We start from the raw sequence: 14,230 nt of genomic DNA, 5'->3' as shown, positions 1-14,230 counted from the left end.
GGTGACGACGGCGCGTCCGGGCCGCAGCTCGCTCGGGCGGTGCTGGACGCGGCGAAGGCCCGTCGGGAGGCCGCCAAGCCGCGCCGACGCGGCGCCGCCGGAGCGGGTACGGGCGAGCGGCGGTTGCGCGGCTACTCCGGCCCGGGGCCCGACCCGCGTGATCCGCAACTGCTCGGCACGGTGCTGGCGCGGCTGGTGAAGGCGCGCGGATGGCAGCAGCCGGCCGCCGAGGCGACCGTCTTCGGTGCCTGGGAGCGGGTCGTCGGGCCGGAGGTGGCCCAGCACAGCCGCCCGGTCAAGCTGGAGAACGGCGAGCTGACCGTGGAGGCCAGGTCCACCGCCTGGGCCACCCAGCTCCGCCTGCTCGCCGGGTCGCTGCTGCAACAGATCGGCCGGGAGGTCGGCCACAACGTGGTGCGCAAGCTGCACATCCACGGCCCGGCCGCGCCCTCCTGGTCTCGCGGGCCACGGCGGGTACGCGGCCGTGGCCCCCGGGACACGTACGGCTGACGGAATGCGTGTGGCGTACGCCGCACCCCGGAAGGTGCGGCGTACGCCTGCGCGTCAGGACTGTGCGGCCCGGCGCGGCGCCGCCGACTCGGCGTAGACGGCGAAGCCCCGCTCGGCGCAACGCCGGTAGAAGGCGGCCACCACGCTCAACTCGGCGCAGGTGAAGGTCCACTGCGGGGGTGCGCCGCTCTCGTCCAGCAGGGCGTCCAGCCTGCTGTCCAGCCACCGCAACTGCTGCTCGGCCAGGCGACCGTCGGCGAGCAGCGACCGCAGTACGGTGCCGACCGACTCGAACGTGACCGCCTCGCCGTGCGGCCGGTGCGTGATGACGAAGCGTTCGATGCCGCCCGCGATCCAGGCGCACCCGTCCGGGTCGATGACCGGGTCCTCGTCCTCCGCCGCCGCGTCTGTGGCGTAGAGCACACCGTCGAGTCCGAGGATCAGATCGACCACCTCTGTGTACGCGGTGGCCCGGACCGTACCTGTCTTCGCGATCAGTTCGGCGAGCGCGGCGGTCGGCGCCGAGATCCCCGGTACGTCGACGATCTCGCCGAAGTCGACGAAGTCGGCCGGCGCGACCGGATCGTAGAACTGGCCGGTCCGCGGCCACTGGACCGCGACGTTGTCCAGCCCCATCTTGGTGTCACCTCTCAACGGGCACGGTGGGTCAATCGGGTCGATCGTCCGGTTCCGGCCGTGAAAGATCAAGGCCGGCCCGCCACCTGAAGGGCGGCAACGCCAATGGTGGGCGATACCGGCCAGTAGCACCGTCGGGGCCGTCACCCGGGTCGTGTCGCCGTCACGCGACGGATCCGGCGATCATGCCCTTGCGTGTAGGGGGAGTAGCAGACAGCGCGGTTCGGCCCGCTGCGTTAATCTCAGCCGCCGCGAAGGGGTGCCGAGTGGTGGTTCTGTCGCCCGCGCACAGTAAGATTGGTGTGAGACGAAGACCCGGTGCGGAGCGACGGGTCACGGGTCCGACACGGGCCCGCGATCATTGTCCGACTCGGGTCGAGCCGATCGCGATCCGCGGGCACCCGCGGCGACCGGCGCGTTCGACCCGTAACCCGGAATTGTTCCCGGTGCCGGTCTGCGTGCCGACGTCGCGTCCTGTCCGCCGAACCTGCGCCGGACGTGCCTGACGGCGCGGACGGCGCGAGAAAGTGGCCGAGGGTGGCAGCGCAGGACAATCAGCAGTACGGCGCCGAGTCGATCACCGTCCTCGAAGGTCTGGAGGCGGTCCGTAAGCGGCCCGGTATGTACATCGGGTCCACCGGCGAGCGGGGCCTGCACCACCTGGTGTGGGAGGTCGTCGACAACGCGGTGGACGAGGCGCTGGCCGGTCACTGCGACACGATCGACGTGGTGCTGCTCGCCGACGGAGGCGTACGGGTCACCGACAACGGGCGTGGCTTCCCGGTCGACCTGCACCCCAAACTGAAGAAGCCGGGCGTCGAGGTGGCGCTGACCGTGCTGCACGCCGGCGGCAAGTTCGACGGCAAGGCGTACGCGGTCTCCGGCGGCCTGCACGGCGTCGGCGTCTCGGTCGTCAACGCCCTTTCCACCAAGATGGCGGTGGAGATCCACAAGGACGGCTTCGTCTGGCGTCAGGAGTACCACCACTCCAAGCCCACCACCCTGGAGAAGGGCGAGCCGACCGACACCACCGGCTCGGCGGTCTCCTTCTGGCCCGACCCCGACGTCTTCGAGACGGTCGACTTCGACTTCCAGACCATCTACCGCCGCCTCCAGGAGATGGCCTTCCTGACCCGTGGCCTCAAGATCCATCTGCTCGACGAGCGGGTCGCCGAGGGCGAGGAGGGCAAGCTCCGCGAGGTGACCTTCCAGTACGAGGGCGGCATCGCCGACTTCGTCCGGCACCTCAACGCCTCGAAGAGCCCGATGCACAAGACGGTGATCGAGTTCGGTGCCGAGGAAGAGGGCATGTCGCTCGAGATCGCCATGCAGTGGAACGAGTCGTACGGCGAATCGGTCTACACCTTCGCCAACAACATCAACACCCACGAGGGCGGCACCCACGAGGAGGGCTTCCGGGCCGCGCTGACCAGCGTGGTCAACCGCTACGGCGCGGACAAGAAGCTGCTCAAGGGCGACGAGAAGCTCTCCGGCGAGGACATCCGCGAGGGCCTCGCGGCGATCATCTCGGTCAAGCTGACCAACCCGCAGTTCGAGGGTCAGACCAAGACCAAGCTCGGCAACACGCCGGTGAAGAGCTTCGTCCAGCGGGTCTGCAACGACCGGTTGGTCGACTGGCTGGACCGCAACCCGGCCGAAGCGAAGATCATCATCACCAAGGCGTCCCAGGCCGCCCGCGCCCGGATCGCCGCCCAGCAGGCGCGCAAGCTGGCCCGTCGCAAGTCGTTGCTGGAGTCCGGCTCGATGCCGGGCAAGCTGGCCGACTGCCAGTCGACCGACCCGCGCGAGTCCGAGGTGTTCATCGTCGAGGGTGACTCGGCGGGCGGCTCGGCCAAGCAGGGCCGTGACCCGCGTACCCAGGCGATCCTGCCGATCCGCGGCAAGATCCTCAACGTGGAGAAGGCCCGGATCGACCGGGTGCTCAAGAACAACGAGGTGCAGGCGCTGATCACCGCGCTGGGCACCGGCATCCACGACGACTTCGACATGGAGAAGCTGCGCTACCACAAGGTGGTGCTGATGGCCGACGCCGACGTCGACGGACAGCACATCCAGACGCTGCTGCTCACTCTCCTGTTCCGCTTCATGCGGCCACTGGTCGAGCTCGGTCACGTCTACCTCGCCGCCCCGCCGCTTTACAAGATCAAGTGGAACAAGAAGGGCGACGACGCGCAGTACGCGTACTCCGACCGGGAGCGCGACGGGCTGATCGCGCTGCGTCAGCAGAAGAAGCCGAACGCCAAGCCGGACGACATCCAGCGGTTCAAGGGCCTCGGCGAGATGAACTACCCGGAGCTGTGGGAGACCACGATGAACCCGGCGACCCGGACGCTGCGTCAGGTCACCCTGGACGACGCCGCCACCGCCGACGAGCTGTTCAGCGTCCTGATGGGCGAGGACGTCGAGGCACGCCGTTCGTTCATCCAGCGCAACGCCAAGGACGTCCGCTTCCTGGACATCTGACGGGCGCGCCTGCCGGGTCGGGACTCCGGTCCGGCAGGCCGGTCCACAGAGTTATCCACAACTTGGCCGCTATCCACAGCAGTTATCCACAGGCACAAAAACGACTCTCAGTCTGATAAGGGTTAACAGTGACCGATTCCCCCGAGTCCACACCGAACGAGCCCGAGGTCCCCGAGGCGCCGGCTGCCGTGGTCGCCCACGACCGCATCGAGCCGGTCGGGCTCGAGGTGGAGATGCAGCGCTCCTACCTCGACTACGCGATGAGCGTCATCGTCGGGCGGGCGCTGCCGGACGTCCGGGACGGGCTCAAGCCGGTCCACCGCAAGATCCTCTACGCCATGTTCGACTCGGGCTACCGACCGGACCGTGGTTACGTCAAGTGTTCGCGCGTCGTCGGCGACGTGATGGGCCAGTTCCACCCGCACGGGGACTCGGCCATCTACGACGCCCTGGTCCGGATGGCCCAGCCCTGGTCGCTGCGCTACCCGCTGGTGGACGGCAACGGCAACTTCGGTTCGCCCGGAAACGACCCTGCTGCGGCTATGCGTTACTGTTTGACCGCAGATGTTCGTATTCGTACCGCTGGTGGCAGCGTGCGGATCGGCGACGTGGTGCCGGCCGCGGCGTCGAGCAGCGAGAGCGACATCGACCTCAAGGTCCGTGACCGCAACGGCGACCTGGTCCGCGCCTCGAAGTTCTTCCACTCCGGCGAGCACCCGACGCTGCGGCTGCGCACCCGCGAGGGGTACGAGCTGACCGGCACCCACAATCACCCGGTGCTTTGCCTGGTGGACGTGGCCGGTGTGCCGACGCTGCTCTGGAAGCTGCTCGCCGAGATCTCCCCCGGTGACCGGGTGGTGCTCCAGCGCAGTGTGCCGGACGAGATCGGTTACCCGATGCTGGAGCACGTCGAGGCCGCTGTCCTCGCGGGTGCCTTCGTCAGTGAGGGCTGGGTCTCCGAGACCCGTGCGGGCTTCAACAACGTCGACCGCGAGTTCTTCGTCCGCGTCCTGGCGGCGTACGACCTCGCTGTCGGCGGTCGTCGGTACGTCAACGAGCGGGTGATCGCGTCCGGGAGTGTCCTGCACGAACTCGACATCCAGGACCTCTCCGCGCTCCGGGCCAGCGTCCTCGGTGAGATGGTCGGTGCGCGCAGCGCCGACAAGTTCGTGCCGGAGTTCGTCTGGCAGGGGTCGGCCGCGATCAAGCGGGCCTTCCTCCAGGCCCTCTTCGAGGGGGACGGCTCCTCCTCGCTGCTGCCGCGCAACACCATCCAGATCTCGTACTCCACGCGCAGCGAGCGGCTCGCCCGCGAGGTGCAGCAGTTGCTGTTGGAGTTCGGCGTCGTCAGCCGCCAGTGCCGGTACGACGACGGCGAGATCAAGGTCGTGGTGACCAACCGCCGGGACGCGCGGATCTTCGCCGGCCAGGTCGGCTTCCTCGGCCGTAAGCAGGCCAAGCTGGAGTCGGAGTTGGCCTCGGTCCCGGCGAGCAGCACGGCGCTCTCCAGCGACCACGTGCCGCTGGTCGGTGACTTCATCCGGGAGCACGGCGCGAGCCGCTGGACCGAGCGGGACTGGCTGCGCCGGCACAACGTGGACCGGATCGAGCGCTGGGAGCGCGATCGCGACGAGATCGCCGCCCGGATCACCGAGTCCGAGGTGCTCGACGTGGTCGAGCCGTTGGTGGACGGTCGCTTCTACTACGCCGAGGTGGCCGGGGTCACCGACGCGGGTGTGCAGCCGGTCTACAGCATCCGGGTGGACACCGACGACCACTCGTTCGTCTCCGACGGGTTCGTCAGCCACAACACCGAGTGCAAGCTCGACCCGCTCGCCATGGAGATGCTGCGGGACATCGACGAGGACACCGTCGACCTCCAGGACAACTACGACGGCCGGGCCAAGGAGCCCACCATCCTGCCGTCGCGGATCCCGAACCTGCTGATCAACGGCTCCGAGGGCATCGCGGTCGGCATGGCCACGAAGATCCCGCCGCACAACCTGCGGGAGATCGGTGCGGCGGTGCAGTGGTGCCTGGAGAACCCGGAGGCGGACGAGGCCACCACGCTGGAAGCGCTGCTGGAGATCGTCAAGGGTCCGGACTTCCCCACCCACGGTCTGATCGTCGGCCAGTCCGCCATCCAGGACGCGTACCGCACCGGTCGGGGCTCGATCCGGATGCGCGCGGTGGTCGAGGTCGAGGAGGACAAGCGCGGTCGGCCGGCGCTGGTGGTCAGCGAGCTGCCGTACCAGGTGAACCCGGACAACCTGGCCGAGCGGATCGCCGAGCTGATCAAGGAGGGCAAGCTCGGCGGGATCGCCGACATCCGGGACGAGTCCTCCGGGCGTACCGGTATGCGGATCGTGCTGGTGCTCAAGCGCGACGCGGTCGCGAAGGTGGTGCTGAACAACCTCTACAAGCACACCCAGCTCCAGGAGACCTTCGGCGCGAACATGCTGGCGCTGGTCGACGGGGTGCCGCGCACGCTGAACCTGGCGCAGTTCATCCGCTACTACGTCGAGCACCAGATCGAGGTGATCCGGCGACGGACGGCATTCCGGCTGCGCAAGGCCGAGGAGCGGGCGCACATCCTGCGGGGTCTCTCCAAGGCGCTGGACGCACTGGACGAGGTGATCGCCCTGATCCGGCGTTCGCCCACGGTCGAGGACGCCCGGCAGGGCCTGATCCGGCTGCTGGAGATCGACGAGATCCAGGCGACCGCGATCCTGGACATGCAGCTGCGCCGCCTCGCCGCGCTGGAGCGGCAGCGGATCCTCGACGACCTGGCCAAGCTGGAACTGGAGATCGCCGACCTCAAGGACATCCTGGCCAAGCCGGAGCGGCAGCGGCGGATCGTCTCGGAGGAGCTGGGCGAGATCGTCGCGAAGTGGGGCGACGACCGGCGTACCCAGATCATTCCCTTCGACGGCGAGGTCTCGATGGAGGACCTCATCGCCCGCGAGGACGTGGTGGTCACCATCACCCGCACCGGGTACGCCAAGCGGACGAAGGTGGATCTCTACCGCTCGCAGCGGCGCGGCGGCAAGGGTGTCAGCGGTGCCACGTTGCGGCAGGACGACATCGTCAGCCACTTCTTCGTATGCTCGACGCACGACTGGATGCTGTTCTTCACCAACAAGGGGCGCGTGTACCGGGCCAAGGCGTACGAGCTTCCGGAGGCCAGTAGGGTGGCCAAGGGCCAGCACGTGGCCAACTTGCTGGCGTTCCAACCAGATGAGCAGATCGCACAGATCATCGAGATCCCGAATTACCAGGTGGCGCCCTACCTGGTCCTGGCGACGAAGAACGGCCTGGTGAAGAAGACGCGGCTTGAGGAGTTCGACTCCAACCGGTCCGGCGGAATCATCGCGATCAACCTGCGCGATGAGGACGAGCTGGTCGGTGCTGCGCTGGTCGACCCCGGCGAGGACCTGCTGCTGGTCTCCAAGAACGCGCAGGCCATCCGGTTCAACGCGACGGACGACGCGCTGCGGCCGATGGGCCGGGCCACGTCGGGTGTGATCGGCATGCGCTTCAGCGACGAGGACGAGCTGCTGGCCATGGAGGTGGTCCGCGAGGGGCTGGACGTGCTCGTCGCCACGAACGGGGGATACGCGAAACGTACCCCGATCGAGGAATACCCGGTGCAGGGCCGGGGAGGTAAGGGCGTACTGACTGCGAAGATCACCGAACGGCGCGGTGGTCTGGTCGGTGCCGTCGTGATCGACCCGGACGACGAGCTGTTTGCCATCACCAGCAACGGTGGCGTTATCCGGACTCCGGTGAAGCCTGTACGCCGTACACGCGACCGGAACACAATGGGGGTCAAGCTGATGGACCTCCCGGATGGCGTGACTATCGTGGCGATTGCTCGCAATGCCGACGAGCCTGACGAACAGGACTAGTTGAATGACGGAGACACAGGCGAAGTCGGGGAACGCGGGGACCTCGGCCAACCCGGTCGACGAGGATGCCGCGAAGACCGGCACGCCAGCGACCGGCCGCGCGGCCGTGGGCCGGGCGACCGTTCCCGCCGACGCGCCTGCCCCGAAGTTCACCCGGGCACCCGGTATGGCTCCGCCGCCCGACAAGCCCACAGACGAGAAGGACGCCGAGGCGTCCGGCGACAAGCCGGGTGCCGAGGCCGCCGTCTCCCCGGGCACACCGACAGCTGCCGCCAGCGCCGCCGGCAAGCCGTCGACCCCGACGAAGAGCGGACCTCGCCCGGGTCAGCCCTCGCCGGGCACCACCGGCGTGCTGCCGGCGATGAGTACCGGCACGACAGGTACCCAGCCACGGATCACCGGTCTCGGCCCGAAGCCGGACGCCAACCGTCCGCTCGGTGCGGGTCGCCCGGCTAACGGAGGTGGCCTGCCCCCGGGAGTCGGCTCGTCGGCCGTCGGTGCCGCGCGGGTGGGCGAGGCGGTACGCGCCGCGCGTACCTCGGTCAGTTCGGCCGCGTCGCGCGGACCGCGTCGGGCCCGGCTGAACCTCAAGCGGATCGACCCCTGGTCCGTGATGAAGTTCGCGTTCGCCGTGTCGGTGGTGCTGTTCATCGTCATCGTTGTCGCGACCTCGGTGCTCTACCTCGCGCTGGACGCGATGGGCGTCTTCACCAGCGTGAACGACAGCCTGGGTGACCTGGTCAACGCGGGTGGTGGGCAGGGCACCAGCGGTTTCCAGATCACCGCACGTGGCGTGATCTTCAGTTCGGCGCTGATCGGTCTGGTCAACGTCGTCCTGTTCACCGCGCTGGCCACGCTCGGGGCGTTCGTCTACAACGTCTGCGCCGACCTGGTCGGTGGCATCGAGTTGACGCTCGCCGAGCGCGACTGACACCTCGGGAACATCGCCTCCGGGCCGGCCGCTCCTCGCGGCCGGCCCGGTCGCCGTTTCCGGCCCCGACCCGGGGCGTCCGGGGTATCTCGGTGGGCTCACCACCGGCTCTCGGGTAGTTTCGAGGACGACGGTGTCGGGCAGTCCCGAGGGTCCACCCCGATTTGGGGCGGCGTGAGCGGATGGGTTAACCTTGCTCGTCGCTACGCGGGGCTATAGCTCAGTCGGTTAGAGCGCAGAGCTGATAACTCTGAGGTCGCTGGTTCGATTCCAGCTAGCCCCACCGCAATGGTCCGACGGTGCGTCGAGCGTAAGGGGCAGGCCCCATGTTCAAGAAGCTGTTGATCCTGGCCGGCGTCGTCGGTGTGGCCGCCGTGGTGGCCAAGAAGATCAAGGAAGCGAACGACGAGCGCGCGCTCTGGCACGAGGCCACCACCTCCCCGGACCTGCGCTGACCGTCACCGTTCCGATCGGCGGGCGCCTCAGCCCGCGTACGGGGCCCTAGCTCAACTGGCAGAGCACTGCCTTTGCAAGGCAGGGGTTAGGGGTTCGAGTCCCCTGGGCTCCACCAGCACTTTCCTTGGTTGATGTCAGTCCGAGTCGCCATTCGTACAGCCAAGCCCCTGTAACGAGTCGTCAGGCCCTTCCGGTGGGCGACGAAGAACCCCGGTTGACGCCGACCGCGGTCGACACTTCAGCCGGGGTTCTGTACGCGGCGGTTGTCGGCTGTCAGCACCATGTCTATGGCTGCATGCCGACCAGTTCCGCGCTGCGCTCCCAGAGGGCCTCGCAGCGTTCGACGGAGAGCGTGTGGTCGGGCGTGGTGACCTGTTTGCGGTCCACGAAGAAGCGTCCGTTCACGCCGTCCAGGCCGGGATCGGTCGCGACCCATACCGGGTTGTCGGCTCCCTGGTCGGGTGTCTTCCGCAAAGGGTTGAGGTTCACCATCGTGTCCAGCATCTTGCCCAGTCCGCGCGCGTCACGGGAGAGGCCGGTCTGGGCGATGATCCCGGGGTGGGCTCCGTTGACGGTGATGCCACTGTCCGCCACCCGTCTCGCCAGGCTGTAGACGAACATCGTGTTCATGTTCTTGGTGCGTGCATAGGCGGCGAAGGGGCGAAAGCTGGAGAAGCGACCGAGCGCCCTGGCGTTCTGTGCGTGCAGATCATCCAGGTCCACCGGGTAGGACCTCAGCACGGTGGGGCTTGCGCCGACCACGACGAACCGGGCGGGGCGCTCCTTGACGGACTCGACGAGGGTTCGCATCAGCACGTAGGGCGCCAGGTGGTTGGTGGCCAGGGTGAGTTGGATGCCCTCGTCGGTGCGCGTGCCGATGTCGGCGGTTATTGCGGCGTTGTTGATCACCACACTGGGTGACGTGCTGTCAGCGAGTCGGTCGGCCAGTGCGCGGACCTCCCGGATCAGCGACAGGTCCGCGCTCTCCAGGCGAAGGTCGGCGTCCGGAACCGTCGCCCGGATCCTGTCGGCGGCCTGTCGCAGCGTCGCGTCGCTACGGCCGACCATGACCACGCTCATCCCTGCGGCGGCGAGTCGGCGGGCGGCGGCCTCTCCGATGCCACGGGTACCTCCGGTGACTATCGCTTGCTTGCCCTCGTACCTCTGTGATTTCCCGCCGTCGGCTCTCTCGGTCATGTGTGTGTCCTTCGCTGTGGCGGGTTGTCTGTGAGGGAGGTGAGCCATTCGCGCAGCAGCGCGACTTCCGTCGCACGCAAGGGCCCCAGGAAATCCGGCGGCAACGCGTCGAGGAGAAGGCGGGCGGGCCGTGATGTGCCTGCGGCGACCTCGTCGCGCGTGTTCTGAGGATGGAACAGTGCGTGGGCGACGGTGTCGCGAACGTTCGTCGAGATCGGGTGCGTGCTGTCGGCCTGTAGGGCGATCAGCTGTAACACCACCCCGATCGCGGCAGCCGACATCGTCTGCGTCGCGACCTCGACGGGGACCTTGAGATAACCGCCCACACCCCATTCGGTGACCTGGCGGGCGAGCTCTTCCTGCGCCACCAACGCTGCGGGAACGGTCTGCTCGGCCTGGGGATTGCCGAACATCAACCGGTAGTGGGCAGGATGCTCGCAGCCAAAGGACACGTGCATGTCCCATCCCGCACGGAAGTCATCGAGCACATCGCCGCTCCACCCGACGGCATGCTTTCTTGCGAGATAGGCGTTGAAACCCTCTAACACCGCCGCATCCAGCAGCGCGTCCTTGTCCGCGAAATGATGGTAGAGAGTCGGGGCGGTGACGCCCGCTCGCGCGCAGATCTCGCGCGTGGAGATCTGGCCATCTTTCGACGAGGCCAGCAGAAGCTCTGCGGCACGCATCAGCCTCGTACGGACATCACTCTCGACCGCTCGGGTCGAAGGATTGTCGCTCATGCTAGCAACGCTACACGGTATCGCCGCACTTTGGGTAGCAGCCATACCCCGGCGCTCGGCGTCGGTGACAGGCTCGACTCTGACGCCTGCGATGCGCTGTCGGCCGAACTGCGGCACGCCAAATCTCCTACTCGGCGGATCTGGCGGGCTGGCCGGAGGGTGGTTTCGTTGGGCACCCCGTCAACCGCACCCGCGTGGAACAGCAACGGCGCGACCACCCGATCCCGCAACACGCGGCCCAGCGATAGACGCTCCGCGCACTCCGCCACGGTCGGCGGGACGGGACCGGGGGCGGTGCCGCTCACTGCGTACGTTGCCGATTTCTCGGGGTGAGTCGGGGCATGTCGGGGTAGGCGTCGGGCGCAGGCTAGCGTCGACGGTGTGAGCACTGGATCTCCGCGCGTCCTGCCCGCCGAGGGTGACCTGACCGAGGCCGCCTCGGTGCTGCGTACCGGCGGATTGGTGGCCTTTCCCACCGAGACCGTCTACGGCCTGGGGGCGAACGCGTTGGACGCGCGGGCGGCGGCCCGGATCTTCGAGGCGAAGGCGCGGCCCAGCTTCGATCCGTTGATCACCCACCTTGCCGACGCCGCTGACCTGGAGGCGCTGGTGGGGGTGGTCCCGGCGGGCGTGGCGGCGTTGGCGGAGCGGTTCTGGCCGGGGCCGTTGACGCTGATCGTGGACCGCCCGGAGGCGATCCCGCCGATCGTCACCTCCGGGTTGGCGACGATGGCGGTGCGGGTGCCGGACAACGAGTACGCGCGCCAGCTGATCGCCACGGCGGGGGTGCCGGTGGCGGCGCCGAGTGCCAACCGGTTCGGGCAGCTCAGTCCGACCCGGGCGGAGCACGTGGTACGCGGACTGGGTGGCGCGGTGGACGTGGTGCTCGACGGTGGGCCGACCCGGTGCGGGATCGAGTCGACGATCGTGGACGCTCGCGGGGACCGTCCGGTGGTGCTGCGTCTGGGCGCGTTGCCGGTCGAGGAGGTGGAGAGGGTCACCGGCCCGGTGACGGTGCGTCAGGGCAGTTCGGGGCAGCCGGTCGCGCCGGGCACGTTGGCCGCGCACTACGCGCCGCGTACGCCGCTGCGTCTGCGGGATGTGGGGGCACCGTCTGCCGAGGACGGGGTTCGGCGTGGCTACCTGGCGTTCCGGGATCGGCCGGCGGGCGGCTGGGCGGCGGTGGAGGTGCTCTCGACCGCCGGTGACCTGACCGAGGCGGCGGCGCGGCTCTTCGAGGCACTGCACCGGTTGGACGCCGCCGGGGTCACCGAGATCGTCGCCGAGCCGGTGCCGGAGCGCGGGGTGGGGCGGGCGGTCAACGACCGACTGCGTCGCGCCGCCGCCACCTGGCATCCCGCCGGCTGACGGTCACGACTCCTGCGGGCCGGAACCGACCCGGGCGGCCCGACCGTCCGACGATGCCGCGCTCGGTGACGCGCCGTCGGCCCGTGCGCTGTCAGTATTAGCGCCGTCGGCCCGCCCGCCGTCGGGCTCAGCGTGAGAGCCACCGGCCTGAGCGTGAGCGCCGTCGGCCTGGGGTAGGCGGGCGACCAGCTTGGTGAGGGCGCCGTTGGCGAAGGTGGCGCCGAGTGCGGAGCCGGTCGCGATGGTCCAGCCGACCGGTCCGAGCGGGGTGCACCCGAAGAACTGGCTGACGCCGGGGGTCTGCACCACGACGGCCAGGACGCCGACCGAGGCGGCGGTGGAGGCGAGTACGGACGGGCTGGTGCCACCGGCCAGGACGGTCTGACCGAGTTGGGTGCCGACCAGGGAGACCAGGGCGACGGTGCCGGCGCGCCGGCGGCTGCCGGTGTAGCGGGCCAGCGTCCAGCCGGCGGTCGCGCCGAGGGTGGTGGCGGCGGCACGCAGCCCGATCTCGCGGGTCATGGTCTCGCCGAGGGAGCTGTCGGGGCCCTCGCGGAGCAGACCGTCGGTGTGGTCGCCGTCGCCGGGTGGGCGGACGGCGATGGCCAGGGCGGGTGCCATGTCGGTGAGCAGGTTGACCAGCAGCAGTTGGCGTCCGTTGAGTGCGGCCTGACCGGTGGCGGCGGCGGTCAGCACGCTGAACGCGATCTCACCGAGGTTGCCGCCGACCAGGATGCTCAGCGCGTGGCGGACCGATGACCACATCGCCCGGCCCTCGACCAGGGTGGCGATGATGGTCTCCAGCCGGTCGTCGGTGACCACCAGGTCGGCGGCGGCGCGGGCCGCCGGGGTGCCCCGTTGGCCGAGGGCGATGCCGACGTCGGCCAGCCGGATGGCGGGTGCGTCGTTGGCGCCGTCGCCGGTCATCGCGACGGTCCGGCCGCACTTCTGCAACGCCTGGATGATCCGCACCTTGTGGGCGGGGGTGCAGCGGGCCACCACGTCGGTGGCGGCGAGCCGGGCGGCGAGGGCGTCGTCGTCGAGGGTGTCGAGTTCGGTGGCGGTGACCACCCGCTGGGCGTCGCCCGCGCTGATGGTGGCGGCGATGGCCTCGGCGGTCGCCGGATGGTCACCGGTGATCATGATGGTGTGCACACCGGCCTGCCGGATCCGGCGCACGGCGGGGGCGGCGCTGTCGCGGACCCCGTCGGCGATCGCCAGGAATCCGGTGAAGACCAGGCCGCGTACGTCGTCGTCGGTGAGGTCGGGGTCGTCGACCACGCATTCGGCGACGGCCAGGATGCGGTGTCCGGCTCCGGCGCGCTCGCCGAGCAGGCGGTGCAGGTGGGCCCGGCCCGCGTCGTCGAGCGGTTCGTCACGGCCGTCGGTGCGGCGGGCGGCACAACGGGGCAGCACGCTCTCCGGCGCGCCCTTCACGCTGAGCAGCATCCGCCCCTCGGTCTCGCCGACCGTGGCGTGGTAGCCCCGGGACGGCTCGAAGGGGAGGCCGCCGACGGCTCGCCAGCCCGGTGCCGCGTACTGCTCGGGGACGCCGGCGGAGGTGGCGCCGCGCAGGACCGCGCGGTCGGTCTGCATGGACAGGTGCTCGGGATCGTCGGCGGCGGGGGTGGCGCGCAGCGCGGTGGCGAGGATCTGCCGGAGCCGGTCGTCGATCTGGTCCGCCGGGGCGTACCCGTCGGCGTCTCCGACGCCCGCGAGCAGCAGGTGGCCCTCGGTGAGGGTGCCGGTCTTGTCGAAGCAGAGGACGTCGACCCGGCCGAGCGCCTCGATGGTGCGCGGGTTGCGGACCAACGCGCCGTGCTCGGCGAGCCGCCGGGCGGCGGCCAGTTGGGCGGCGCTGACCAGGAAGGGCAGTCCTTCCGGCACGGAGGCGACGGCAAGGTTCGCGGCGGTGGCGGCGGTCTGTGCCAGGGGTACGCCGCGCAGCAACCCGGCACCGACGACGGCCACGGCCGACCCGGCGGCCAGCGGGATCGCGG

General features: G+C 69.6%; 10 protein-coding genes and 2 tRNA genes. 8 read left to right on the top strand and 4 right to left on the bottom strand.

Annotation, left to right across the window (positions count from 1 at the left end):
- Positions 1–510: DUF721 domain-containing protein (locus EYA84_RS13710; protein ID WP_131053426.1), on the top strand; the 510-nt coding region annotated here is incomplete at its 5' end.
- Positions 511–564: 54 nt separating this feature from the next.
- Here the strand turns inward: EYA84_RS13710 and EYA84_RS13705 are convergent.
- Positions 565–1,146: a hypothetical protein gene (locus EYA84_RS13705; protein WP_131053425.1), complete on the bottom strand. Its 582-nt coding sequence runs from the start codon at positions 1,144–1,146 to the stop codon at positions 565–567.
- 537 nt (positions 1,147–1,683) lie between these two features.
- Between EYA84_RS13705 and gyrB the strand changes: the two genes are divergently transcribed.
- From gyrB to EYA84_RS13680, 6 genes are all read left to right on the top strand, one after another.
- Complete coding sequence (gene gyrB, locus EYA84_RS13700) at positions 1,684–3,630, top strand: DNA topoisomerase (ATP-hydrolyzing) subunit B (RefSeq protein ID WP_131053424.1); 1,947 nt, start codon at positions 1,684–1,686, stop codon at positions 3,628–3,630.
- A gap of 128 nt (positions 3,631–3,758) precedes the next feature.
- Positions 3,759–7,538 carry an intein-containing DNA gyrase subunit A gene (gene gyrA, locus EYA84_RS13695; RefSeq protein ID WP_131053423.1) on the top strand — a complete coding sequence of 1,260 codons (3,780 nt, stop codon included), beginning with the start codon at positions 3,759–3,761 and terminating at the stop codon, positions 7,536–7,538.
- Between the two features lie 4 nt (positions 7,539–7,542).
- The gene (locus EYA84_RS13690; protein WP_131053422.1) at positions 7,543–8,469 is read left to right on the top strand and encodes a DUF3566 domain-containing protein; all 927 of its coding nucleotides are present in this window, start codon (positions 7,543–7,545) and stop codon (positions 8,467–8,469) included.
- Positions 8,470–8,678: 209 nt separating this feature from the next.
- Positions 8,679–8,752 (top strand) — tRNA-Ile (locus EYA84_RS13685).
- Between the two features lie 43 nt (positions 8,753–8,795).
- Positions 8,796–8,924, top strand: a complete 129-nt coding sequence (locus EYA84_RS33460) for a DLW-39 family protein (RefSeq protein WP_217705935.1) — start codon at positions 8,796–8,798, stop codon at positions 8,922–8,924.
- 40 nt (positions 8,925–8,964) lie between these two features.
- Positions 8,965–9,040 (top strand) — tRNA-Ala (locus EYA84_RS13680).
- Positions 9,041–9,210: 170 nt separating this feature from the next.
- Here the strand turns inward: EYA84_RS13680 and EYA84_RS13675 are convergent.
- Both EYA84_RS13675 and EYA84_RS13670 read right to left on the bottom strand, forming a co-directional pair.
- Entirely contained in the window at positions 9,211–10,122 is a 912-nt protein-coding gene (locus EYA84_RS13675; RefSeq protein WP_131053421.1) for an SDR family NAD(P)-dependent oxidoreductase, read from the bottom strand.
- A complete protein-coding gene (locus EYA84_RS13670; protein WP_161594965.1) occupies positions 10,119–10,862 on the bottom strand; it encodes a TetR/AcrR family transcriptional regulator in 744 nt (247 codons plus the stop codon). Before EYA84_RS13670 ends, EYA84_RS13675 begins: the two co-directional genes overlap by 4 nt.
- Before the next feature lie 381 nt (positions 10,863–11,243).
- Between EYA84_RS13670 and EYA84_RS13665 the strand changes: the two genes are divergently transcribed.
- Positions 11,244–12,230 carry an L-threonylcarbamoyladenylate synthase gene (locus tag EYA84_RS13665; protein ID WP_394347572.1) on the top strand — a complete coding sequence of 329 codons (987 nt, stop codon included), beginning with the start codon at positions 11,244–11,246 and terminating at the stop codon, positions 12,228–12,230.
- A gap of 3 nt (positions 12,231–12,233) precedes the next feature.
- Here the strand turns inward: EYA84_RS13665 and EYA84_RS13660 are convergent.
- The coding region (locus EYA84_RS13660; RefSeq protein WP_236145752.1) for a cation-translocating P-type ATPase at positions 12,234–14,230 on the bottom strand (1,997 nt) is incomplete at its 5' end.

The organism is Verrucosispora sp. SN26_14.1, assembly GCF_004307965.1.
Lineage (GTDB): Bacteria > Actinomycetota > Actinomycetes > Mycobacteriales > Micromonosporaceae > Micromonospora.
This window is presented reverse-complemented; position numbering and strand designations above follow the sequence as displayed.